Source organism: Streptomyces sp. NBC_00289, from assembly GCF_041435115.1.
GTDB lineage: Bacteria > Actinomycetota > Actinomycetes > Streptomycetales > Streptomycetaceae > Streptomyces.
In genome coordinates, this window is sequence record NZ_CP108046.1 from 6,814,413 (window position 1) to 6,836,274 (window position 21,862).

The following is a 21,862-nucleotide window of genomic DNA, read 5'->3' on the forward strand; positions in this document are numbered from 1 at the left end:
GTGCCGCTCCGTATGCTCGGGTCATGACCGACAGCAGCGCGCTCGACCCCGAGGACCGCAAGATCGTCACCCTGGCCCGCTCGGCCCGGGCCCGCAACGGCGTGCCGGAGGGCGCTGCCGTGCGGGACGAGACCGGCCGTACGTATGTCGCCGGGACCGTCGGTCTGGAGTCGCTGAGGCTGAGCGCGTTGCGCACGGCGGTCGCCATGGCGGTGGCGTCCGGGGCGAAGTCCCTGGAGGCGGCGGCGGTGGTCACGGACGCCGACGGGGTGCCGGCCGAGGACCTGGCCGCCGTACGGGATCTGGGCGGGCCGGGGACGCCCGTGCTGCTGGCCGCGCCGGACGGGACGGTCCGGCTCACGCTGACCGCGGGCTGAGGTCAGGTCTTTCTCAACGCCGGGCGGGCTGAAGGCGCAGGAAGCCGAACGCGCTCACCGTCACCCGGCCGGAATTCGCCCTTGCTCTCCCGTGTCTCTCGCGCATCAATGGACCGTAAGTTCCGACGGACCGTCAGATTTGGCTCGGGCAGGGTGTCCGCACCCATCCCTCCCGGGCGGTGGTCCGTCGGTATCTCCCGTCCATCCACCCCCCACATGGATTCCCGTATTCGGGAAGGGAGCGGATCCCATGAGAGGCAAGCGAATCGGATCAGGTGCGGCAATGCTGGTCGGGGCCCTCGCGGTCACCGGACTGGCCCTCGCGCCCTCGGCTGTCGCCGTCACCCCGCTGACGGCGACCGTCACCGCCAACTGCGGTCTCTTCGGAGGCGGCGCAGCCACCCTCACGGCCACCCAGACGGGCACGGCCGCCACCCTCAAACTGACCTCCACCGCGATCACCGCGCCGATCCCGATCGGCGCGAACGGCATCAGTTCCACGCTCACGATGGCGAACTCGACCGGTGCCGCCGGGGTCTTCTCCGGCGCCGTGAACCCCGCCATGGCCACCGGCGACCCGATCACGGTCGGTCCGCTCAACGGGACCGTGGCCTCCGGTGACAGCCTGGACCTCTACGGCGGCTCCCTGAAGATGGTCGTCTTCGGGATCACCGTCACCTGTACGGCGACCGGGGCGCAGGCGCCGGGCCCGTTCGTGTTCAGCTGATAGCGGTTGGAAACTGAGTCGACAGGCCGTCAGTTCTCCAATGAAGCAAGGAAGCTGACGGTCCATCAGTTCCTCGCGTGATGTCCATTGACTTCTCACGCGATCCGCACCTCAATGCCCCCTGTCGGCGCAGAAGAGCCGCTGCGCCCGCACCCTGGAGGAGGGGGCAACATGGGTTCACCCCGAAGTTCCGGAAGTGCCCGAGGTTCCCGAAGACGGCGCTGGGCGTCGCTGCTCGGGGCGACCGCGCTCGCCGTCACCGCGGGTGGTGCGCTGGCCGCTCCGGCCGGCGCCGCGTCCGCCGACGTCGACTTCGCCACACACTGCATTCCGCCCGCGGTCGCGGGCCTTCCGCCGATCGACGGCACCACCACCGCGAAGATCGAGGTGGACAAGGCCGCTCCCAAGGTCGGCGACACGGTCACCGTGAAGTACACGGTGGTCAAGCCCGCCGCGAACAACCCCACCGACCTCGCCCTGCCGGCCGACATCATGACGCCGTCAGGCAAGGTCACCCTCGGCGGGGCACAGACGGGCAGCGTCACCGTCGCCGGACCCAAGAAGAACGATCCGGTGCCCGGCAAGGCACCCTTCCCGTCCTTCTCCATGACCGGCACCTTCACCGTCACCGCGCCCGGCGCGATCACTCTCTCGCCCGGCGACTACAACATCCACACCAGCTACATCCTCGAACTGGACACGCCGTGCACGGTCACCAATCCGCCCGCACCCGTGTCCGAGACCGTCACCGCCACCGACGGAACACAGACCAACACCCGTGCCATCTCACTGAGTTCGGCCTCCGGGAAGCCCGGTGACAGCGTCACCGTCAGCGGCAGCGACTTCACCCCGGGCGCCAGTGTCACCCTCGCCGGACGGTCCGGCGGCACCCAGACCGCGGACAAGGCAACCGTGACCGCGGACGCCCAGGGTGACTTCAGCGGCTCGCTCGCCGTCAGCGACAAGACGACGACGGGCGTGGTGGCGTACGAGGGCGCGGCCTGGAACACGGACAAGGGAGCGGGCCCCGCGGCCTACGTCGTCATCGACGACACACCTGTCCCGGCCGGCAGCCAGAAGATCACCACCACGGTGAAGGCCGGTTCGCTGTCCATGTCCCAGGACGGGGACGCCGTCCAGCTGTCCGCGGTCGACTTCGGCAAGGGCGGCGCCTCCGACGGTGCCCTGCGGACCGTGACCGTCAAGGACTTCCGCGGCGGACCCGCGGGCTGGTCCCTGACCGGCAAGGTCACCGACTTCACCGGTCCCGGCGCCAAGATCGACGCCGGGAAGCTGAGCTGGACCCCCGCCTGCGCCACCAAGGCGGCCAGCCCGAGCACCTGCCAGGCCGGTTCGGCGGGCCCGGTGGGCGGTTCGGGAGCGACCCTCGCCTCCACCCCCGACGGCACGCTCACCGGCGGTGAGTTCACCGCCGACGCGGGGCTGTCGCTGGACGTGCCGGCGTTCACGCCTCCGGGCACGTACTCCGGCGTTCTCACCCTCACGCTCACCTGACCGTATGTCCGTCTCCGGTGGCCGGGCGCCCGTCCGCACAGGGCCGCACCCGCCCGTCCACCCCGATCCGGTTCCGTGGGGGTCCGCACCCATGCGCAAGCCGTACGTCCTCCTCCTGAGCCTGCTGAGCGCGGCCCTCGCCGTGTTCTCGGCCGGCCCCGCACACGCCGCGGACAACGGCAGCTGGTCCGTCTACCCCGTCTCCTCGCAGGTCGCCGCGCGGCCGTACTTCTACCTCTCCGCCGACCCCGGAACCACCCTGCGCGACAAGGTGGTCGTCGCCAACAAGACCGGCGCGCCGCTGACCTTCCGGCTGTACGCGGCCGACGCCTACAACACCGCGCGCGACGGCGGCTTCGCGGTGCGGACACCCAAGGAGACCCAACGGGGCGTGGGCGCCTGGGCGCGCCCGGCCCGCTCCCGGGTGACCGTCCCCGCGCACGGCAAGATCACCGTGCCCTTCACGATCGCCGTGCCGGAAGGCGCCGAACCCGGCGACCACCCGGGCGCGTTGGTGGCACTGGACGAGCGGATCGACAAGGGCGACGGTTCCCTCGCGCTCGGGGTGCAGCGGGCCGTCGGCGCCCGCGTCTACCTCCGGGTGGGCGGCCCCGCGCTGTCCGCGATCGCCGTCGAGGACGTCCACCTCACCCATCACCAGCCCCTCGTCCCCGGCCTCGGAGCCAGCACGGCGACGGTCTCCTACACCCTGCGCAACACCGGCAACGTCACCCTGAACCCGAAGGTGGAGCTGCGGGCCAAGGGCCTGTTCGGCCGTACGCTGCTGGCCCGCGACCTCGCGAAGATCCCCGCCGAGCTGCTGCCCGGCCAGCGCGTGCACCTCACCGAACCGTGGCGGGGCGCACCCCAACTCGACTGGGGGGACGTGACGTTGACGGCCAGCGCGAAGGACACCAGGGAGTCGGCGAGCGCGAGCTTCTTCGCGCTGCCGTGGCTGGTGGCGGCCGTCCTGTTCGGCGTGGCCGTGGTGGGGGCGGTCCTGCTGGTCAGAGCGCGTCGGGCCCGCGCTCACCGGTCCGCACGCGTACGACCGTCTCCACCGGCAGTGCCCATACCTTTCCGTCGCCGATCTTCCCCGTCCGCGCGGCCTTCACGATCGCGTCGATGACGGCGTCCGAGTCCGCGTCCTCGACGACGACCTCGATACGGACCTTGGGAACCAGGTCGACCTGGTACTCGGCGCCGCGGTACACCTCGGTGTGGCCGCGCTGCCGGCCGTAGCCGCTGGCCTCGGTCGCGGTGAGACCGTGCACACCGATTTCCTGGAGTGCGCTCTTGACCTCGTCGAGGCGGTACGGCTTGACGATCGCGGTGATGAGCTTCATGCCTGCGTCTTGACCTTCTGGCCGGAGGGGAGGGCGGATGCGGAGACCGGGGCGCCATGGCCCAGGACCCCGTGATCGTAGGCCGTCTCGGCGTGCACCGTAAGGTCCAGGCCGGTGTGCTCCTGCTCCTCGCTCGCCCGGAAGCCGAGTGACCTGTCGATCAGCTTGCCGATGCCGTACGTGACGAGGAAGGCGTACGCCCCCACCGCGAGGACCGCCACCAGCTGCTTGCCGAGCTGGGTGAGTCCGCCGCCGTAGAGGAGACCCTCGGGGCCGCCGGTCATGGTGTCGACCGCGAAGACGCCGATGAGCAGCGTGCCGACGACTCCGCCGACCAGGTGGACGCCCACGACGTCGAGCGAGTCGTCGTAGTTCAGCCTGAACTTCCAGCTCACGGCGTACGAGCAGACGAGACCGGCGGCGAGGCCCACGACCAGCGCGCCGAGCAGCGAGACGGAACCGCACGAGGGCGTGACGGCCACCAGGCCCGCGACCGCGCCGGAGGCCGCGCCCAGCGTGGTCGGATGGCCGTCGCGCTTCTGCTCGACGAAGAGCCAGCCGAGCAGACCGGTGCAGCCGGCGGCGAGCGTGTTCAGGAAGGCGGCCGCGGCGAGGCCGTTGGCGCCGAGGGCCGAACCCGCGTTGAAGCCGAACCAGCCGAACCAGAGCAGACCGGCGCCCAGCATGACCATGGGGAGGTTGTGCGGACGCATGGCGTCCTTCTTGAAGCCGAGCCGCGGGCCGAGGACCAGGCACAACGCGAGACCGGAGGCACCGGAGGTGATCTCGACGGGCAGACCGCCGGCGAAGTCCAGGGCGCCGAGGTGTTCCAGGATCCAGCCGCCCGGGCCCCACACCCAGTGCGCGACGGGAACGTATACCAGCAGGGTCCACACCGGCACGAAGACCAGCCACGCGCCGAACTTCACCCGGTCGGCGACCGCGCCGCTGATCAGCGCGGCCGTGACGATCGCGAAGGTGAGCTGGAAGGTGGCGAAGAGAAGGGTCGGGACGGTGCCGTGGACGCTGTCGGGGCCCAGACCCGCCATGCCGGCGTGCTTCAGCCCGCCGAGCAGCCCGCCGCCGATGTCGTCCCCGAAGGCGAGGGAGTAGCCGGCCGCCAGCCAGACCACCGTGACCAGGGCGATCGACACGAAGCTCATCATCAGCATGTTGAGGACGCTCTTCGTGCGGACCATGCCGCCGTAGAACAGGGCCAGGCCCGGCGTCATCAGCAGGACCAGGGCGGTGGCGGCGAGCAGCCAGGCGGTGTCGCCGGTGTCGACTCGCCCTGCGGCGAGGGGGGCGGCGAGGGTCACGGTCGTCTCCTCCGGTGTGGGGGCTCGTCAGAGGTTCACCGGCCCCGGTTTCCGGTTGCGTACGGATGTGTTTCCGTCACGTTTCGTTGCGTGAGGGTTTCCGAAAGCTCACGGGGAGGAACGGGGACGGACGCCTGTACGGCAGGGCTCCGTGGATCAGGGAGAATGGGCACCATGAGCGTTCGCAGCCAGTCATCCGAGCCGTCGGAAACGCCGGAGGCCGTCCACCGGGCGGGCTTCGCCTGTTTCGTCGGCCGCCCCAACGCGGGCAAGTCCACCCTCACGAACGCTCTGGTCGGGCAGAAGGTGGCGATCACCGCGAACCAGCCGCAGACGACGCGGCACACGGTACGGGGGATCGTGCACCGGCCCGACGCCCAGCTGATCCTGGTGGACACCCCCGGGCTGCACAAACCGCGGACGCTGCTGGGCCAGCGCCTCAACGACATCGTCCGGACCACCTGGGCCGAGGTCGACGTGATCGGCTTCTGTCTGCCGGCGAACGAGAAGCTCGGTCCCGGCGACCGCTTCATCGCGAAGGAACTGGCGTCCATCAAGAAGACGCCGAAGATCGCGATCGTCACGAAGACCGACCTCGTCGACGGCAAGGTGCTCGCCGAGCAGCTCATCGCGATCGACCAGCTCGGGCAGGAGCTCGGGTTCGAGTGGGCGGAGATCGTGCCGGTGTCGGCGGTCGCCGACAAGCAGGTGGACCTGCTGGCCGATCTGCTCGTCCCGCTGCTGCCGGAGGGCCCGGCCCTCTATCCCGAGGGCGACCTCACCGACGAGCCCGAGCAGGTCATGATCGCGGAGCTGATCCGCGAGGCCGCGCTGGAGGGGGTGCGCGACGAGCTGCCGCACTCCATCGCCGTGGTGGTGGAGGAGATGCTGCCCCGCGAGGACCGGCCGGCCGACAAGCCGCTCCTGGACATCCACGCCTTCGTCTACATCGAGCGGCCCAGCCAGAAGGGGATCATCATCGGTCCCAAGGGCAAGCGGTTGAAGGAGGTCGGGATCAAGTCGCGCAAGCAGATCGAGGCGTTGTTGGGGACGCCGGTCTTTCTCGACCTGCATGTCAAGGTCGCCAAGGACTGGCAGCGGGATCCGCGGCAGTTGCGGAAGCTGGGGTTCTGAGACCTGGGGTCTCGTTCTTCCGGAGGCGGGTTCTCGGCTCGGAGTCCGCGGCCGGTGGTCTTGGCTCCCGCCGGGATCTCGCCCCCGCCGCCCCTTCCCGTCCCGGCCCCGGAGGCGCTGCCCCCGGACCCCCGCTCCTCAAACGCCGGAGGGGCTGAAGGTCCCGCCGGAGGGGCTGAAGGTGCCGCCGGAGGGGCTGAAGGTGCCGCCGGAGGGGCTGAAGGTGCCGCCGGAGGGGCTGAAGGTGCCGCCGGAGGGGCTGAAGGGGGGAGGGGCTGGACGCGACGCCGTCCAGCTCAGTCCACTCCCCGGATCCTGACCACCAGCAGCGCTCCCGCCAGGCCGATCGCCGCCGCCACCAGGTACAGCATGCGGTAGCCGCCCAGGTGCGTCACGATCGGGGCGGCCAGGGCGGGGGCCATCACCTGGGGCAGGGCGTTGGCCACGTTGATCACGCCCAGGTCCTTGCCGCGGTCTCGTGCCTTCGGCAGGACGTCCGTCATCAGGGCGAAGTCGACCGAGGTGAACACGCCGAAGCCGACGCCGAGGACGGCCGCCGCGACGACCGCCCCCGGCCAGGTCTGCCAGCCGGCCAGGGCCGCCGTCGCCACCGCCATCAGTACGCCGGACCAGATCACGAAGGGTTTGCGGCGGCCGACCCGGTCCGACCAGACGCCCCCGACGACGACCGTCGCCAGCAGGGTCACGCCGTTGACCGCGGTGAGGATCAGCACGCCCTGCTCCGGGTCGCCGTGGTGCAGGCGGTCGCGCAGGTAGTACAGCAGGTACAGCAGCACCAGCGCGTTGCTCAGGTTGATCAGGAAACGGGTCAGCCAGGCCCAGCCGAGGTCCGGGTGGCGGCGCGGGCTCAGCCAGAAGCCCGCGAGGAAACCGCGCCAGGACCAGGGTGGCCGGTTCGCCGCCGCCAGCCGCAGATCCGGGTAGCGCAGGACGTACGGCAGCACGCCCACCACCGTGAACACCGCGCAGGCCGCGTAGCCCGCCCCGGTGCCCCCGGCCACCGTCGCCAGGCCCGTCCCGCCGACCACGCCCAGGATCTGCGCCGCCCCCAACCAGCCGCCCACCGAGCCGCGTTGGAGCCGCGGTACCCGGTCGGGCACCGCGGCCGTCACGGCGGCGAAGGCGGCGATCAGCGTCAGCTGGACCAGGCACCAGCCCGCCGCCATCGTCCACACCCCGCTCGCCCCCGCGAGCAGCAGCAGCGACAGCGCGCCGCCCGCGGCGCCGGCCACGATCCACGGCGTACGCCGGCCCCACCGCGCCGTCGTACGGTCGGACAGCGCGCCGAACAGCGGATTGGCGACCAGCGACACCACCGCGCCCGCGCCGGTCACCCAGGCGAGCAGTGTCTCCTTGGACATGCCGGTGCCGGGGGCGAAGTCCTCCGACTGCGAGGCCAGCAGGATCTGCAGGGGGCCGTACCAGCCCACCCAGATCGCCCCGTTGGCCAGCGCGAGCGCCGCCGCCCAGCTCCGGCCCACCCGTTCGACGGGCTCGGCCAGGGCGTCGTCCAGGGCCGGGCCGGCCGTCGTCATCTCTGCGCCCGCAGCACGTCCCGGAACCAGCCGTACGACGCCTTGGGTGTCCGCTCCAGCGTCTCGAAGTCCACGTGGACCAGCCCGAACCGGCGCTCGTAGCCCTCCGCCCACTCGAAGTTGTCCAGCAGCGACCAGACGAAGTAGCCGCGTACGTCCACACCCGCTTCCACGGCGTCGTGCAGGGCGCGGATGTGGCCGTCGAGGTAGGCGATCCGGTCCTGGTCGTCGATCCCCGGGTAGGAGCAGCCGTTCTCGGTGATGACGATGGGCGGGAGGCGGTCGCCGAAGCGGTCGCGGAAGCCGGTGAGCAGCTCGGTCAGGCCCTCGGGGACCACCGGCCAGCCGAAGTCCGTGACCGGTCGGCCCTCTATCTCCCGTACGGTGAAGGGGAGTTCGGCCGGAAGGGTCAGACCGCCGAACTCGATCTCCTCGCCCTGCGGGGCCCCCACCCTCGTCGGTGCGTAGTAGTTGACGCCGTAGAAGTCCACGGGCTCCCCGATGACCTTCAGGTCTGCTGAGACGTCTCCCGGCATCAACTCGCCGATCCCTTGCGGGTATTCCCCCAGAAGCACCGGGTCCGAGAACAGCCGGTTCAGCAGCAGGTCGTAGAACTCGGCCGCCTCCACGTCGGCCGGCTCCCGCGAGGCCGGCCAGGCCGGTCCGTGCGAGTTGGCGATCCCGATGTCCGCGGCGCCGGCCGCGCGGAGGGCCTGTACGGCCCGGCCGTGGGCGAGGAGTTGGTGGTGGGCGGCCGGGAGGGCGTCGAAGAGCAGCTGCCGGCCCGGGGCGTGCGCGCCCAACGCGTGTCCCAGCAGGGTGTGTTCGGCGGGCTCATTGAGGGTGATCCACTTCTTCACCCGGTCGCCGAGACGGTCGGCGACGAGCGACACGTGGTCCGCGAAGCGTGACGCCGTGTCCCGCTCCAGCCAGTCGAGACCGACCGGCAGGTCCCAGTGGAAGAGGGTCGGCACCGGGCGCACGCCCGCCGCGCACAGCTCGTCCACCAGCCGGTCGTAGAAGTCGAGGCCGTCGGGGGAGTTCACCCGCGGCCAGGAGATCGAGAAGCGGTACGCGTCGACTCCGAGGCCGGCCAGCAGCGCCACGTCCTCGCGGTAGCGGTGGTAGTGGTCGCAGGCCACCTCCGCCGTCGAGCCGTCCTTCACCCGGCCCGGCTCGGCGGTGAAGGCGTCCCACACGGACGGCTCCCGTTTGTCGGCCGCCCCCTCGATCTGGTGGGCCGAGGTCGAGACGCCCCAGAGGAAGCCTGCCGGGAACCGGGATATCGGGTTCGTCGCCGTACGCGGATCAGTCGCCATGCGCCGGATCATCCGTACCAGCGGTAACAGAAGTCAACGGGCAGGCGTGAAGAACGGGTTACGCGCCTTCCTTCAGCACGCGGGAGATCAGCCGGCGCTGCTCCTCCGTCAGCCGGGGATCGGCCGCGTGGGCCGTCCTCCCGTCCACCGTGATCTCGTAGGAGAAACCGTCCGGGACGCCGATGGGGGGTGTGCCCCGGCCGGCGGCGAGTGCCTTCTCGGCCAGGGCGTGCCATTCGTGGGCATCGGGCCGTCCCGAGGTGTCGACCTCGGCATGGCGCTCGATGCCCGCGAACCCGCCCGTGCGCCTCACCTGAATACGCATGGGTCCTGTCTAGTACGCCCTCACAGAATCCGCACCCCCACCTGTTCCCACGCCTTCTCCACGGCCTGGAGTTCCTCGCCGCCGTCACCGAAGCGCTCGCGCGCGGCCTTCACCGTGAGCTTGGCGAAGTCCGTGAAGAGGGCCCGGTCGCCGAGCTCGCCGCCGGTCAGGACGTCGTACCAGATCTGGCCCGGCTTCTCCCAGGCGTAGCCGCCGAGAGCGGTGGCGGCCAGGTAGAACGCGTGGTTGGGAATACCGGAGTTGATGTGGACGCCGCCGTTGTCCCGGCCGGTGCGCACGTACTCGTCCATCGTCGCGGGCTGAGGGTCCTTGCCGAGGACGTCGTCGTCGTACGCGGTGCCCGGCGCCTTCATGGACCGCAGGGCGGTGCCGGTGACGTCCGGGGCGAGCAGGCCCGCGCCGATCAGCCAGTCGGCCTCGGCGGCGGTCTGGCCGAGGGAGTACTGCTTGATGAGTGAGCCGAACACGTCGGACATCGACTCGTTGAGGGCACCCGGCTGGCCGTTGTAGGTCAGGTTCGCCGTGTACTGCGTGACGCCGTGGGTGAGCTCGTGCCCGATGACGTCGATGGAGCTGGTGAAGTCGACGAAGATCTCGCCGTCACCGTCACCGAACACCATCTGCTCGCCGTTCCAGAAGGCGTTGTTGTAGCCCTCGTCGAAGTGGACGGTGGCGTCGAGGGGCAGGCCGTCCCCGTCGATCGAGTGGCGCTGGTAGGCCTTCAGATAGAGGTCGAAGGTGGCGCCGAGACCGGAGTAGGCGCGGTTGACGGTCGCGTCCTGGCCGGGGTCCTGGCCCTCGGAGCGGACCTCGGTGCCGGGCAGGGCGGTGCCGTGCCCGGCGTCGTAGATCGTGCGCAGCGCCTGGTCCGACGGTGCCTTCACCGCCGGGGCGACCGCGAGGCCGTACTCGGTGGTCACCTGGCGGAGCGTACGCAGCTCACTGTCGCGCAGGATGGTGCGCCGGGCGGGACCGGAGAGCGCGGGGTTGTCGTTGCGCGCGAGCCGGTCGAGGAGGTGCGGCGGTACGACAGTGCAGAAGACGGGCTCGAAGCCCCCGTGAGTCGTCATGCCCGGCACCCTTGCACTGGGTGATGTGCGTGTCACTACCCGCCACCATGATTGGTGAAATGTGCGGACAACGAAGGTCACGCTCCGTCGCCGAGTGGTATGGAGCACTTTTTGTCCCGTTCGCCCTGTCTGACCGGCGGATCCCGCATACTGATACGGGCCCACGCGTCCGGCGTGGCTCGGCTAGGCTGCGGAGCATCATGCGTATCGGGCTGCTTCTTCTCCTTAGCTGCCGCGGCGAGGGCCTGTAACCGAGGCCGACCCCCTCCCCGCGGAGTTTTGGCGTTGCGCCGTCGGCCGTCCCTCAGGACCAGCCTTCGAGGAGCCCCCGCATCATGGCGAACCGCCAGCAGCCCAGCCACATGCCGATCCACAAGTACGGACAGTACGACCAGGTCGACATCCCCGACCGCACCTGGCCCGCGAACCGGATCACCGTCGCCCCCCGCTGGCTCTCCACCGATCTGCGTGACGGCAACCAGGCCCTGATCGACCCCATGTCGCCCGAGCGCAAGCGCCGGATGTTCGACCAGCTGGTCGCGATGGGTTACAAGGAGATCGAGGTCGGCTTCCCGGCCTCCGGCCAGACCGACTTCGACTTCGTGCGCTCCATCGTCGAGGAGCCCGGCGCGATCCCCGACGACGTGACGATCTCCGTACTGACCCAGGCCCGCGAGGACCTGATCGAGCGGACGGTCGAGTCGCTGAAGGGCGCCCGCCGCGCGACCGTCCACCTGTACAACGCCACGGCCCCCGTCTTCCGCCGGGTCGTCTTCCGCGGCTCCAGGGAAGAGATCAAGCAGATCGCCGTGGACGGCACCCGGCTGGTCATGGAGTACGCCGAGAAGCACCTGGGCCCGGAGACGGAGTTCGGCTACCAGTACAGCCCGGAGATCTTCACCGACACCGAGCTGGACTTCGCCCTGGAGGTCTGCGAGGCGGTCATGGACGTCTGGCAGCCCGGCCCGGGCCGCGAGATCATCCTCAACCTGCCCGCCACCGTGGAGCGTTCGACCCCCTCCACGCACGCGGACCGCTTCGAGTGGATGGGCCGCAACCTGACCCGCCGCGAGCACGTCGTCCTGTCGATCCACCCGCACAACGACCGCGGCACCGCCGTCGCCGCCGCCGAGCTGGCGCTGATGGCTGGCGCCGACCGCGTCGAGGGCTGTCTGTTCGGGCAGGGCGAGCGCACCGGCAACGTCGACCTGGTCACCCTGGGCATGAACCTGTTCTCCCAGGGCGTCGACCCGCAGATCGACTTCTCCGACATCGACGAGATCCGTCGTACGTGGGAGTACTGCAACCAGATGGAGGTCCACCCGCGCCACCCGTACGTGGGCGACCTGGTCTACACGTCCTTCTCCGGCTCCCACCAGGACGCCATCAAGAAGGGCTTCGACGCGATGGAGGCCGACGCGGCCGCCAAGGGCGTCACCGTCGACGACCTCGAGTGGGCGGTCCCCTACCTGCCGATCGACCCGAAGGACGTCGGCCGCTCCTACGAGGCCGTCATCCGCGTCAACTCGCAGTCCGGCAAGGGCGGTATCGCGTACGTCCTGAAGAACGACCACAAGCTGGACCTGCCCCGCCGGATGCAGATCGAGTTCTCCAAGCTCATCCAGGCGAAGACGGACGCCGAGGGCGGCGAGGTCACGCCGAAGGACATCTGGGCGACCTTCCAGGACGAGTACCTGCCCAACCCCCAGAACGCCTGGGGTCGCATTCAGGTCAAGAACGGCCAGTCGACCACCGACACCGACGGTGTGGACACGCTGAAGGTGGAAGCGACGGTCGACGGCGTCGACACCGTGCTGACCGGAACCGGCAACGGTCCGATCTCGGCCTTCTTCGACGCCCTGCAGTCCGTCGGCATCGACGTACGGCTGCTGGACTACCAGGAGCACACGATGAGCGAGGGAGCCTCCGCGCAGGCCGCCTCCTACATCGAATGCGCGATCGACGACAAGATCCTGTGGGGAATCGGCATCGACGCGAACACCACGCGCGCCTCCCTGAAGGCGGTCGTCTCGGCCGTCAACCGAGCGACCCGCTGACCATCCTGACCGGGGGTTTGCCCTCGTTCACAGGGGCCCCGCCCGCCGCGTGACGGCAGGCGGGGCCCCGTCGTATACCGGCCAATCCATGTGCAGGTCACGAGCAGGTCTCGTCCAGGGTGCTGACTCCACCTCGCCGATGTGGCTAACATCACGCAAGCGCGGCGATGTTGCCGCGGCGTTACGGAGGTGCGACGTGCTGCCAGTACGGGGACGAGACGGCCATGGGGCCGCCAGGCTTGCGCGCCTTCTGGGCACTCGTATCGCATGGACGCCGGTGGGCGACGGCGAGTTCTTCTGCCCCGGCTGCGGAGGCGACCGCAACTACCAGCGGCTGACCGGCCGCCGCCGCTTCACCCTGCTCGGCGTGCCCGTGCTGCCGCGCGGCGAGACCGGCCCGGTCGTCGAGTGCGCGGCGTGCCGCCGCCACTTCGGGACCGACGTCCTCGACCACCCGACCACCACCCGCTTCTCCGCGATGCTCCGCGACGCCGTCCACACCGTCGCCCTGGCCGTCCTCGCCGCGGGCGGCACCTGCGCCCGTGCGGCCCTGGAGGCCGCCGCGAGCACGGTCCGCGCCGCCGGCTTCGACGACTGCACGGAGGAACAGCTCGAGGCCCTCGTCGAAGCCCTGGCCGCCGACACCGGGCGGGTCTACGGCCGCCCCTGCGGCGCCGGCCTCGCCATAGAGCTCCACGAGGCCCTGGACCCCCTCACCCCGCACCTTGCCCCCGCCGGCCGCGAATCGATCCTCCTCCAGGGCGCCCGCATCGCCCTGGCGGACGGCCCGTACACCCCCGCCGAACGCGAGGCCCTCACCACGGTCGGCGCCGCCCTCACCCTGTGCACGGACGACGTCACCAGCCTGCTGGCGGCGGCCCGGACGCCGTCCTGACACTCCCCGGGGAGTGGTCCCGGCCCCGCGCCACCCCGCGCAGTACGCCCGGCTCGCCCTGCCGCCCGACGCGTCGCCCCCGTCGAGCCGGTTGTCCGGAGACCGACCCGGACATCCGGACCGGAGGGAGGCCCGTCGTCGTGGCGTACGCGTCGGGAGCGGTGGCACCGGGGACCATGTGACGGACAGCCAGCCTCCGTCCGCCCGTGAGGGAGCCCGATGGTTCTCCTGAGCCGTGCCCTGCTCGTGACCGCGGTGTTCCTCACCCCGTTCACGGCCCCGAACGCCTCGGCCGTCGCCCGGTGCGGGTCCTCGGTCCCGTACGTCTCGGGGCGGGACGGCTACGCCGCGTTCCGTATCCCGGCGGCCGTGACGACCCGCCGGGGCACGGTTCTCGCCTTCGCGGAGGGCCGGCACGACGGTGCCGGGGACTCCGGCGACATCGACGTCGTGCTGCGCCGGTCCACCGACGGCGGCTGCACCTGGGGTCCGCTCCAGGTGGTGGCGGCCGGGGGCGGGGACACGCGGGGCAATCCCGCGCCGGTCGTCGATCCGCGCACCGGTGCGGTCGTCCTGGTCACCTCCTACAACAGCGGGGCCGTGACGGAGTCGCAGATCATGCGCGGCGAGGTCACTGCGGAGCAGGGCCGCCGGGTGTTCGTCCAGCACAGCCGGAACGACGGCCGGGACTTCTCGGCGCCCCGGGACATCACACGGCAGGTGAAGCCGGACGGCTGGCGTTGGTACGCCACGGGGCCCGGGCACGCGGTGGCCCTGACCCGCGGACCGCACGCCGGACGACTGGTCGTCCCAGCCAACCACTCGGCCGCGCCCCCGGCGGGCTCCTCCGACACGGGCCGCGAGTCCAGGTACTACGGCGCCCACGCGATCTACAGCGACGACGGCGGGCGCGGCTGGCGGCTGGGCTTCGTCGACGACTCGTACGACGGGGTGGACAACGCGAACGAGTCGTCGGCCGCCCAACTCCCGGACGGCCGCCTCTACTTCAGTGCCCGGGACCAGCAGGGCACCAGTCCGGGGAACCGTCTCGACAGCTTCTCGAGTGACGGCGGGGAGAGCCTGGACCGTCCCTACGCCGTGCAGCCCACGCTGGACGACGTGCCGGTGGTCCAGGGCAGCGTCCTCCAACTCGGCCGGCCCACGGGGTTGTTGCTGTTCTCCGGACCGTCCGTGCCCACCGCCCGACGGGAGATGGCGATCTGGCGCAGCACGGACGGCGGGGTCACCTTCACCAGGGCGGTCACGCTGTCCCGGCAGCGGGCCGCGTACTCGGATCTGGTCCGGGTCGGACGCGGGACGGTCGGGGTGCTGTACGAGACGGGGACTTCGGGGACGTACGACGCGATCGAGTTCCGGCGGACGGACGTGGCGGAACGTGCCGGCGGACCCGGCGGTGCGTGAACCGGCCCTACCGCAGGCCCGCCGCCGCCAGGAACGTACCCACCCGTTCCACCTCGCCCCGCGACAACGGCACCTGCGGCTCCGCCGTCACCGGGCAGTCGATGATCCCCCGCAGGTGCAGCGCCGCCTTGAAGGCGCCCAGCGCCGACGAACCGCCGCCCATCCGGGCCGGATCGCCGACGCCCACCAGACCGAACAGCGCGCACAGCCGCTCCTGTTCGGCCCGGGCGCCGTCCCGGTCGCCGGCCCGGCACCGGCCGTCGAGGCGGACGTAGCCGTGCGGGTCGACGTTGGCGAGGCCCGGCACCGCCCCGTCCGCGCCGAGCGCGAGGGCCGCGTCGACAAGGGTCTCGGAGCCGGTCAGGACGCTGAAGCCGGTGATGTCGGGGCGGGTGCGGGCGCCCGTCACGACGGTCCGGAAACCGGTCAGGTCGCCGCTGGAGTCCTTGAGCCCGGCCAGCACACCCTCGGCGGCGAGGTCCAGGACCAGGTCCGCGGGGAGTTTCGTGTGCACGGCGACCGGGATGTCGTAGGCCAGGACGGGAACCGGGCTGCCGGCCGCGACCAGGCGGAAGTGGCGGCCGATCTCGGCGGGGTGGGTACGGGCGTAGAACGGGGCCGTCACGACCACCGCGTCCGCGCCCGCCGCCGTCACCGAGGCGACCTGGTCGAGGACCCGGGGTGTCGTCATGTCGATGGCGCCCGCCAGGACCGGAAGCCGGCCGCCCACGTGCCCCGCCACCGACTCCACCACCAGCCTCCGCTGCCGGTCCGTCAGATACGCCGCCTCCGAGGTCGAACCGAGCACGAACAGCCCGCTCACCCCGCCGTCCACCAGATGGTCGACCAGCCTCAGCAGGGAGGGGACGTCCACCTCGCGGTCCGGTGTCAGGGGTGTGCAGACGGGCGGGACGACACCGGTCAGCGGGGCGGGGATCGTCATGAAGGCTCCCTGGGGCGGTGGTGGCGGACGAGGTCGCGGCTCGACCTGTCCTTCTCCCCGGGATGGTGGCAGCGCGAGCGGTGCGGCGGGCCCGACGCGGCCGGGTCCGGCGGGGGCGCCGACCCCTGTACGGCGCCCCACGGCCGGAACCCGCCCGGCGGGCCACCCACCCCCGTGTGCCGCTACGGCAGCGTCTTCTCGTACGACTCGTCCTGGTCGGAGTCGTAGACGAGCGTGCCTCCCGCGTCGTAGCCCTTGATGTGCGGGGCCACGGTGACCTGCTGTTTCAGCAGGCCGGAGGCGACGAACCAGCCGTGGTCCAGGGCGGCCTGGCTGGTGGCGTCGCCGTAGGAGACGGTCACCTTGGACACCGAGGACTTCACCGTGCCGATCACCCCCCACCGGAACGGGAGCTTCCAGTGGCCCTTGTCGAGGAAGGACTGCTGATAGAGCTTGCCGCCGTTGATGTCGGCGGACACCGCACCCGGCGCTCCGTCGTCACCGACGCTGGTGTTGAGGCCCTCGGCCGTGCCGTTCCTGAGGGTGCAGATCAGCCGGATCCGCTGCGGCCGCTCCTGCACCGCGACCACGTACATGCCGTCACCGGGCGCGTTGGAGTCGCCGGTGCTGTTCATCGCCAGGATGATCCGGTAGTCCTCGGCCGTGCCCAGGTCCACGCTCCCCGCGTGCCGCACGGCGCCCTTGTTGTAGGCGAGGCACTTGTCCAGCCCGTCCGCGGCCTGCGCGAAGGTGATCTGGTCCAGCAACTGCCCGGCCGTGGCCGGACCCGCGGGCCCCGACGGCGTCGCGGAAGGCGTCGGTGTCGCCGCCCGCGTCGGGGACAGCGTGGCGCCGACCGACGACTGAGGCGTCCCCGTGCTCGAGCCCCCGCCCCCGCCACCGCCCACCGCGTACGCCCCCACGGGCAGCGCCGCCAGCGTCACCAGGGCCGCTCCGGCCGCCGCCACCCGGCGCCGCCGCTCGACCACGCCCCGGCGGCGGATCGCCGGATACGGCGCCGGCGACGGCCGGATCGTGTACGCGTCCTCGGCGAGCAGCTCCCGCACCCGTTCCTCGATGTCCCGCTCCCGCTCTCGCGCCTGCTCGTCGCTCACCTGCTGCCTCCCTGCCCGGCCGCGTCCATGATCTGCGCGAGCCCCGGATACGTACGCAATTTCGCCAGCCCCTTGGACGCCTGGCTCTTGACCGTGCCGGGGGAGCAGCCGAGCACGTCGGCGACCTCCGCCTCGGACAGGTCCTCCCAGTAGCGCATGACGACCACCGCCCGCTGCCGGGGCGGCAGTCCGGCCAGCGCGGTCAGCAGTGCGCTGCGCTCGTCGGCCCACGACACCGCCTCGTCGCGCCCCGCGACCTCCGGCGGTGCCGCCGTCAGCGACTCGGCGACGCGCCGCTTGCGGAACCGGTCGCTGTTGCAGTTGACGAGCATCCGCCGGACGTACGCCTCCGGGTTGTCGCTGCGCGAGACCCGCCGCCATGAGCGGTACGCCTTCGCCAGCGCCGTCTGCGTCAGATCCTCGGCGTGGTGCGCGTCGCCCGTGAGCAGGTACGCGGTCCGCACGAGATGGGACCACCGCGCTCTGACGAACTCCTGGAACCTGTCTTCTTGTTCGGCCTGCATCAAGCACCCTCCCTCGCCCCTCAGACCACCGTCACCGCGGAATCGGTTGCCCGCGACGGCGGGCGGGGATGGAATGGGCCGATGACGAGCGACGGGCGGCAGAGCGGGCGACCGGACGGGCGCTGGGGCGCGGACGCGGCGGGCGTTCTGCGCCTGCCGTCCGGGCGGCTGGTCCGGGGGCGCGGCCTGCGGCGCCCCCTGCCGGAGGGGGCGCCGCATCCGTCGTACGGCCTGTATCTGCTCGGCGGGCGACCGCCCGAGGTGCCCTGGGAGTCCCGTTGGCTCCGCTGGCCGGACTTCCGGCTGCCGGCCGACCGGGAGGCCGCCCGCACCCTGCTGGCCGAGGCCTGGGAACGGGCCGCGGACGAACGTGTGGAGCTCGCCTGCGGCGGCGGCCGGGGCCGCACCGGCACGGCCCTGGCCTGTCTGGCGGTCCTGGACGGGGTACCGCCCGAGGAGGCCGTCGCGTACGTCCGCGCCCACTACGACCGGCACGCGGTGGAGACGCCGTGGCAGCGGCGCTACGTACGGCGGTTCCCCGCCCCGGTCAGGTGAGCGCGTCCGCGAGCAGCGCCGCGGTCTCCTTGATCAGGTCGTGGTCGTACGCCGCGTCCCGGTCCGGAAGCGTCGTCTGGACGGCCAGGACGAGCGGGGTGCCGTCCTCCGTCCAGGCGATGCCGACGTCGTTGTTGGCGCCGTACCAGCCGCCACCGGTCTTGTCGGCGATCGTCCAGGTCGCGGGCAGTCCGGCCCGGAAGCGGTTGCCGCTGGTGGTGTTGTTCAGCAGCCAGTGGTTGAGGAGCTCGCGGTCCGGGCGGTTCAACGCGTCGCCGAGGACCAGGCGGGCGTACGTACGGCCGATCGCGCGCGGGCTCGTCGTGTCCGTGATCCGCCACGGTTCCGCCGAGTTGAGCTCCGTCTCCCAGCGGTCGAGGCGGGTCACCCGGTCGCCCAGGGAACGCGCGAAGCGGGTGACCGCGGTGGGACCGCCCAGTTGCCGCAGCAGGAGGTTGCCCGCGGTGTTGTCGCTGTAGCGGATGGCCGCGTCGGCGAGTTCGGCGACGGTCATGCCGTCGGCGAGGTGCTGCTCGGTCCGCGGGGAGTTCTCCACCAGGTCGGCCGCCGTGTAGTGGACGCGACGGGCGAGGACCTCGCCGTGCCGGTCCAGATCGCGCAGGACGGCCGCGGCCGCCAGCGTCTTGAACAGGGAGCAGACCGGGAAACGCTCGTCGGCGCGGTAACGGACGGTCCTCCGGGTGGCGAGGTTGTGGGCGAACACGCCGAGACGGGCGCCGTGTCGGGACTCCAGGGTACTCAGCCGCGCGGTGACGTGGTCGCTGCCGTCGCTCTCGCCGTTCGCGGCGGCGTGCGCGGACGCGGTGGGCATCAGCAGGGTGGTCGCGGTGGCGGTGCCGGCCGCGAGGAGGGCACGTCGGGTCATCGGGGACTTGGCGGAACGTAAGATCTTTCTCTCCTTCGGTCGAAGCGGGCCGTCGATCTCTTCAGTGATCGACGCCGGATGTCATTCCTTGGTTGCGGTGCCGTAGACCGTTGGCGGACGGTGCGACGGCGGCAGGCCGCGCACAGTGGCGGCATGGAGAAGCCGAAGGGGATCGACAGGACGCAGTTTCTCGCCGGGGCGGCGGCCGTGGGGCTGGGCGCGGCCGTACTGCCGGCCGGGCCGGCCGTCGCGACCGGGAGTGGGCACGGATCAGGGGTGGCGACCGGGGGCGGACCCGGAGGCGGGGGCCGAACCGGAGGCGGGCGTGGCCTGGCGCGCCGGGGTGTGGTGTACACCGTCGGGGAGGGGGAGCGTCCGGGCACCGCCTTCAGCCCGGCCCGGATGCGGGCGGATCTCCGCGCGATCCGCGACGACCTGCACGCCGACACCGTCGACGTCACCGGAGACGGCGTCGAGCGCCTCACCACCACCGCGGCCGAGGCCGCCGAACGCGGACTGCACGTCTGGCTCCAGCCGACCCTCGCGGACGTCCCCGAGCGGGAGATCCTGGAGCACCTGGCCGAAACCGGGCGGTTCGCGGAGCGGCTGCGCCGGCAGGGCGCGAGTGTCGACTTCAGCGTGGGCTGCGAGTTCTGGCTGTTCGTGCCGGGGATCGTGCCGGGTGACACGGTCATGGAGCGCGTGCGGAACCTGCTGGACGGCACCTTCGACCCCGAGAGGATGCAGCGCCGCCTGAACCGCTTCACGGCGAGGGCGGCGGCGGTCGGCCGCTCCGTCTTCCACGGCCGGCTGAGCTACGCGGCCGCTCAGGACGACACGGTCGACTGGAACCTGTTCGACGTCGTCGGCATCGACTACTACGCGTACCACCGCCAACCCGCCGCCCACGTCCGCGAGTTGCGCCGCTACCTGCGCTGGGGGAAGCCGCTCGCCATCACCGAGTTCGGCACCTGCACGTACAGGGGCGCGCCCGAGGCGGGCGGCATGGGCTGGAACACCGTCGACTACGACAAGGACCCGCCGGAGATCAAGGGCCACCTGGTCCGCAGCGAACGCACCCAGGCCGCCTACCTGACCGACCTGCTGCACGTCTTCGAGTCGATGGGCCTGTACGCGGCGATGGCGTTCGAGTTCGTCACCCCGGACGCCCCGCACCGCCCGGGCGACCCGCGCCACGACCTCGACCTGGCGAGCTACAGCATCACCAAGACCCTCGAGGACCGCCCGGGTGACCCGGATTCGCGCTGGCACTGGGAGCCGAAGGAGGCGTTCCACGCCGTGGCGCGCTCCTACCGTCAGAACGCGAGCGTCATCAGCAGGCGGTGCTGACCCGGACCGAAGTAGTCCTGGCGGGGCGCTCCTTCCGGTACGAAGCCCAGCGAACGGTAGAGCACGACGGCCGTGTCGTTGGTCGGCTCGACGGTGAGCCAGACCTCCTTCACGTCCTCGGAGCGCAGATGCTCCAGAATCTCCGACATCAGCCTGCGGCCCAGCCCCCGGCCCTGGAGGCCCGGGGTGATGGCGAGGCTGAGTATCCAGCTGTGGTCGGCGTTGGGGGCGGTCGCGAAGACATAGCCGAGCAGACTCGAGCCGTCGTCGAGGACGAGCAGGTGGTCACCGTAGGCGTCGAGGAATTGCCGCAGTACGAAGTAGGGATACGGCCCCGAGGGGAAGGCCTGCCCGTCCAGACGGACGAGTTCCGGCAGATCCGCCTCGGTGACCGCCCTGATCCGGAGAAGAGGAGCCATGTAGTCCCCTTGTGGAGGATTCGAAGATGCATACCAATGGTGCGATATGCATACCGACTGGGTTGGCGCAGGTTCTGGCGCAGGTTCCCCTATCTTCGCCGGACGGTATCCGGTCATTCAAGGTGCGAACAGGACCTGGCGTGATTGGCTGGCTCAGCCCTCGAGCGCGGTGCGCTACATTGAGCCAATGACCCCGGGATCGCCCGCTGGTGCGGATAAGCTGAACGCCGATGTCGATTGGGACAATTTCGACCCCCAGGCGTACATCAGGAACAATTACCTCGTGCTTCATCCCGACGACGAGGAGATCCTTTCGGCTGTCCGTGACCACTTCGGTGATCATTTCCGGCGGAACCCCGGCCCGGTGGCCACCGGTATTGACGTCGGCGCGGGTCCGAACCTCTACCCCGCCTTCACGATGCTCCCGTGGTGCGACGAGATCACGCTGTACGAGTGGTCGGCTGCGAACGTGGCGCACCTCGAGGGTCAGCGCGCCTCCTTCGACCCCGACTGGGACCCGTTCTGGGACGTCCTGCGCAAGGAGGACGGGTACGCCCGGCTCGGCGCGGACCCCCGGGCGCGGTTCGGGCAGACCGTCAGGCCCCGACACGGCAACCTGTACGACCTGGGTGAGCCCGGGCCCAACGGCGAAGCGGAACGCTGGGCCATGGGCACGATGTTCTTCGTCGCGGAGTCGATCACCACATCGCTCGACGAGTTCCGGCGCGGTGTGTCCTGCTTCATGAACGCCCTCGAACCGGGCGCCCCTTTCGCCGCCGCTTTCATGGAGCACTCCCTGGGATACCAGGTGGGCGTGCACGACTTCCCGGCCAGCGACGTGGGCGAGCAGGAGGTGCGCAACCTGCTGAAGCAGTACGCCGGAGACGTCGATCCCATTCACATCGGAAAACCGGGCGGTCTCGTGCGCGAGGGATACACGGGAATGATCCTGGCCTGCGGTCACCGCAACGACTGACAGCGGTCTCT

The 21,862-nt window shown here is 71.2% G+C and carries 21 protein-coding genes and 1 pseudogene; 11 read left to right on the plus strand and 11 right to left on the minus strand.

Annotated elements, in window-relative coordinates; translation table 11 throughout:
* Positions 1–23: 23 nt before the first annotated feature.
* From OG985_RS30860 to OG985_RS30875, 4 genes and pseudogenes are all read left to right on the plus strand, one after another.
* Positions 24–377: a cytidine deaminase gene (locus OG985_RS30860; protein ID WP_371671618.1), complete on the plus strand. Its 354-nt coding sequence runs from the start codon at positions 24–26 to the stop codon at positions 375–377.
* A gap of 250 nt (positions 378–627) precedes the next feature.
* Entirely contained in the window at positions 628–1,104 is a 477-nt protein-coding gene (locus OG985_RS30865; protein WP_371671619.1) for a hypothetical protein, read from the plus strand.
* 171 nt (positions 1,105–1,275) lie between these two features.
* Entirely contained in the window at positions 1,276–2,619 is a 1,344-nt protein-coding gene (locus tag OG985_RS30870; RefSeq protein ID WP_371671620.1) for a beta-xylosidase, read from the plus strand.
* A gap of 91 nt (positions 2,620–2,710) precedes the next feature.
* Positions 2,711–3,730: pseudogene (locus tag OG985_RS30875) on the plus strand (WxL protein peptidoglycan domain-containing protein); the annotation flags it as partial.
* Here OG985_RS30875 and OG985_RS30880 read toward each other — a convergent pair.
* Both OG985_RS30880 and OG985_RS30885 read right to left on the minus strand, forming a co-directional pair.
* The gene (locus OG985_RS30880; RefSeq protein ID WP_371671621.1) at positions 3,627–3,965 is read right to left on the minus strand and encodes a P-II family nitrogen regulator; all 339 of its coding nucleotides are present in this window, start codon (positions 3,963–3,965) and stop codon (positions 3,627–3,629) included. The pseudogene OG985_RS30875 and the gene OG985_RS30880 sit on opposite strands and share 104 nt — an antisense overlap.
* Complete coding sequence (locus OG985_RS30885; protein ID WP_371671622.1) at positions 3,962–5,284, minus strand: ammonium transporter; 1,323 nt, start codon at positions 5,282–5,284, stop codon at positions 3,962–3,964. Before OG985_RS30885 ends, OG985_RS30880 begins: the two co-directional genes overlap by 4 nt.
* Positions 5,285–5,458: 174 nt before the next feature.
* On the opposite strand from OG985_RS30885, the gene era reads away from it, so the two are divergent.
* Positions 5,459–6,418, plus strand: coding sequence for a GTPase Era (gene era / locus OG985_RS30890; RefSeq protein ID WP_371671623.1), 960 nt, complete (start codon positions 5,459–5,461; stop codon positions 6,416–6,418).
* A 296-nt stretch (positions 6,419–6,714) separates the two neighbouring features.
* On the opposite strand, the gene OG985_RS30895 is transcribed toward era, so the two are convergent.
* From OG985_RS30895 to OG985_RS30910, 4 genes are read right to left on the minus strand one after another with little or no spacing between them, the layout of a single operon-like run.
* Positions 6,715–7,974: an MFS transporter gene (locus OG985_RS30895; protein WP_371671624.1), complete on the minus strand. Its 1,260-nt coding sequence runs from the start codon at positions 7,972–7,974 to the stop codon at positions 6,715–6,717.
* On the minus strand, positions 7,971–9,293 hold the full coding sequence (locus OG985_RS30900; RefSeq protein WP_371671625.1) for a GH1 family beta-glucosidase: 1,323 nt from the start codon (positions 9,291–9,293) through the stop codon (positions 7,971–7,973). Before OG985_RS30900 ends, OG985_RS30895 begins: the two co-directional genes overlap by 4 nt.
* Before the next feature lie 58 nt (positions 9,294–9,351).
* Positions 9,352–9,618 carry a protealysin inhibitor emfourin gene (locus OG985_RS30905; protein WP_371671626.1) on the minus strand — a complete coding sequence of 89 codons (267 nt, stop codon included), beginning with the start codon at positions 9,616–9,618 and terminating at the stop codon, positions 9,352–9,354.
* A gap of 20 nt (positions 9,619–9,638) precedes the next feature.
* On the minus strand, positions 9,639–10,709 hold the full coding sequence (locus OG985_RS30910; protein WP_371671627.1) for a M4 family metallopeptidase: 1,071 nt from the start codon (positions 10,707–10,709) through the stop codon (positions 9,639–9,641).
* Between the two features lie 335 nt (positions 10,710–11,044).
* Between OG985_RS30910 and leuA the strand changes: the two genes are divergently transcribed.
* The 3 genes from leuA (at position 11,045) to OG985_RS30925 (ending at position 15,083) form a co-directional block, all read left to right on the plus strand.
* The gene (gene leuA / locus OG985_RS30915) at positions 11,045–12,766 is read left to right on the plus strand and encodes a 2-isopropylmalate synthase (RefSeq protein WP_371671628.1); all 1,722 of its coding nucleotides are present in this window, start codon (positions 11,045–11,047) and stop codon (positions 12,764–12,766) included.
* Between the two features lie 196 nt (positions 12,767–12,962).
* Positions 12,963–13,661 (plus strand): TerB family tellurite resistance protein, encoded by a 699-nt coding sequence (locus tag OG985_RS30920; protein WP_371671629.1) that lies wholly within the window; start codon positions 12,963–12,965, stop codon positions 13,659–13,661.
* 219 nt (positions 13,662–13,880) lie between these two features.
* Positions 13,881–15,083, plus strand: coding sequence for an exo-alpha-sialidase (locus OG985_RS30925; RefSeq protein WP_371671630.1), 1,203 nt, complete (start codon positions 13,881–13,883; stop codon positions 15,081–15,083).
* A gap of 7 nt (positions 15,084–15,090) precedes the next feature.
* Here OG985_RS30925 and OG985_RS30930 read toward each other — a convergent pair whose 3' ends face one another.
* From OG985_RS30930 to OG985_RS30940, 3 genes are all read right to left on the minus strand, one after another.
* Positions 15,091–16,026, minus strand: coding sequence for a dihydrodipicolinate synthase family protein (locus OG985_RS30930; protein WP_371671631.1), 936 nt, complete (start codon positions 16,024–16,026; stop codon positions 15,091–15,093).
* Positions 16,027–16,208: 182 nt separating this feature from the next.
* Positions 16,209–17,141: a hypothetical protein gene (locus tag OG985_RS30935; RefSeq protein WP_371671632.1), complete on the minus strand. Its 933-nt coding sequence runs from the start codon at positions 17,139–17,141 to the stop codon at positions 16,209–16,211.
* Positions 17,138–17,665: a SigE family RNA polymerase sigma factor gene (locus OG985_RS30940; RefSeq protein ID WP_371671633.1), complete on the minus strand. Its 528-nt coding sequence runs from the start codon at positions 17,663–17,665 to the stop codon at positions 17,138–17,140. Before OG985_RS30940 ends, OG985_RS30935 begins: the two co-directional genes overlap by 4 nt.
* 81 nt (positions 17,666–17,746) lie before the next feature.
* Here OG985_RS30940 and OG985_RS30945 point away from each other — a divergent pair, with 81 nt between their 5' ends.
* Positions 17,747–18,220 (plus strand): protein phosphatase, encoded by a 474-nt coding sequence (locus OG985_RS30945; RefSeq protein WP_371671634.1) that lies wholly within the window; start codon positions 17,747–17,749, stop codon positions 18,218–18,220.
* Here OG985_RS30945 and bla read toward each other — a convergent pair.
* Positions 18,213–19,106 (minus strand): class A beta-lactamase, encoded by an 894-nt coding sequence (gene bla / locus OG985_RS30950; RefSeq protein WP_371671635.1) that lies wholly within the window; start codon positions 19,104–19,106, stop codon positions 18,213–18,215. The two genes, OG985_RS30945 and bla, sit on opposite strands and share 8 nt — an antisense overlap.
* Positions 19,107–19,259: 153 nt before the next feature.
* Here bla and OG985_RS30955 point away from each other — a divergent pair, with 153 nt between their 5' ends.
* Complete coding sequence (locus OG985_RS30955; RefSeq protein WP_371671636.1) at positions 19,260–20,456, plus strand: abortive phage infection protein; 1,197 nt, start codon at positions 19,260–19,262, stop codon at positions 20,454–20,456.
* On the opposite strand, the gene OG985_RS30960 is transcribed toward OG985_RS30955, so the two are convergent.
* Positions 20,423–20,875 (minus strand): N-acetyltransferase family protein, encoded by a 453-nt coding sequence (locus tag OG985_RS30960; protein WP_371671637.1) that lies wholly within the window; start codon positions 20,873–20,875, stop codon positions 20,423–20,425. The two genes, OG985_RS30955 and OG985_RS30960, sit on opposite strands and share 34 nt — an antisense overlap.
* A gap of 187 nt (positions 20,876–21,062) precedes the next feature.
* Between OG985_RS30960 and OG985_RS30965 the strand changes: the two genes are divergently transcribed.
* Positions 21,063–21,851 carry an SCO2525 family SAM-dependent methyltransferase gene (locus OG985_RS30965; protein ID WP_371674544.1) on the plus strand — a complete coding sequence of 263 codons (789 nt, stop codon included), beginning with the start codon at positions 21,063–21,065 and terminating at the stop codon, positions 21,849–21,851.
* Positions 21,852–21,862: the final 11 nt, after the last annotated feature.

Coding starts and splice junctions, on each gene's coding strand:
- OG985_RS30910 (WP_371671627.1), bottom strand. CDS start 10,709: ATGACGACTCACGGGGGCTTCGAGCCCGTCTTCTGCACTGTCGTACCG.
- OG985_RS30930 (WP_371671631.1), bottom strand. CDS start 16,026: ATGACGATCCCCGCCCCGCTGACCGGTGTCGTCCCGCCCGTCTGCACA.
- OG985_RS30905 (WP_371671626.1), bottom strand. CDS start 9,618: ATGCGTATTCAGGTGAGGCGCACGGGCGGGTTCGCGGGCATCGAGCGC.
- leuA (WP_371671628.1), top strand. CDS start 11,045: ATGGCGAACCGCCAGCAGCCCAGCCACATGCCGATCCACAAGTACGGA.
- OG985_RS30940 (WP_371671633.1), bottom strand. CDS start 17,665: ATGCAGGCCGAACAAGAAGACAGGTTCCAGGAGTTCGTCAGAGCGCGG.
- era (WP_371671623.1), top strand. CDS start 5,459: ATGAGCGTTCGCAGCCAGTCATCCGAGCCGTCGGAAACGCCGGAGGCC.
- OG985_RS30900 (WP_371671625.1), bottom strand. CDS start 9,293: ATGGCGACTGATCCGCGTACGGCGACGAACCCGATATCCCGGTTCCCG.
- OG985_RS30945 (WP_371671634.1), top strand. CDS start 17,747: ATGACGAGCGACGGGCGGCAGAGCGGGCGACCGGACGGGCGCTGGGGC.
- bla (WP_371671635.1), bottom strand. CDS start 19,106: ATGACCCGACGTGCCCTCCTCGCGGCCGGCACCGCCACCGCGACCACC.
- OG985_RS30960 (WP_371671637.1), bottom strand. CDS start 20,875: ATGGCTCCTCTTCTCCGGATCAGGGCGGTCACCGAGGCGGATCTGCCG.
- OG985_RS30870 (WP_371671620.1), top strand. CDS start 1,276: ATGGGTTCACCCCGAAGTTCCGGAAGTGCCCGAGGTTCCCGAAGACGG.
- OG985_RS30880 (WP_371671621.1), bottom strand. CDS start 3,965: ATGAAGCTCATCACCGCGATCGTCAAGCCGTACCGCCTCGACGAGGTC.
- OG985_RS30925 (WP_371671630.1), top strand. CDS start 13,881: ATGGTTCTCCTGAGCCGTGCCCTGCTCGTGACCGCGGTGTTCCTCACC.
- OG985_RS30895 (WP_371671624.1), bottom strand. CDS start 7,974: ATGACGACGGCCGGCCCGGCCCTGGACGACGCCCTGGCCGAGCCCGTC.
- OG985_RS30860 (WP_371671618.1), top strand. CDS start 24: ATGACCGACAGCAGCGCGCTCGACCCCGAGGACCGCAAGATCGTCACC.
- OG985_RS30955 (WP_371671636.1), top strand. CDS start 19,260: ATGGAGAAGCCGAAGGGGATCGACAGGACGCAGTTTCTCGCCGGGGCG.
- OG985_RS30865 (WP_371671619.1), top strand. CDS start 628: ATGAGAGGCAAGCGAATCGGATCAGGTGCGGCAATGCTGGTCGGGGCC.
- OG985_RS30965 (WP_371674544.1), top strand. CDS start 21,063: ATGACCCCGGGATCGCCCGCTGGTGCGGATAAGCTGAACGCCGATGTC.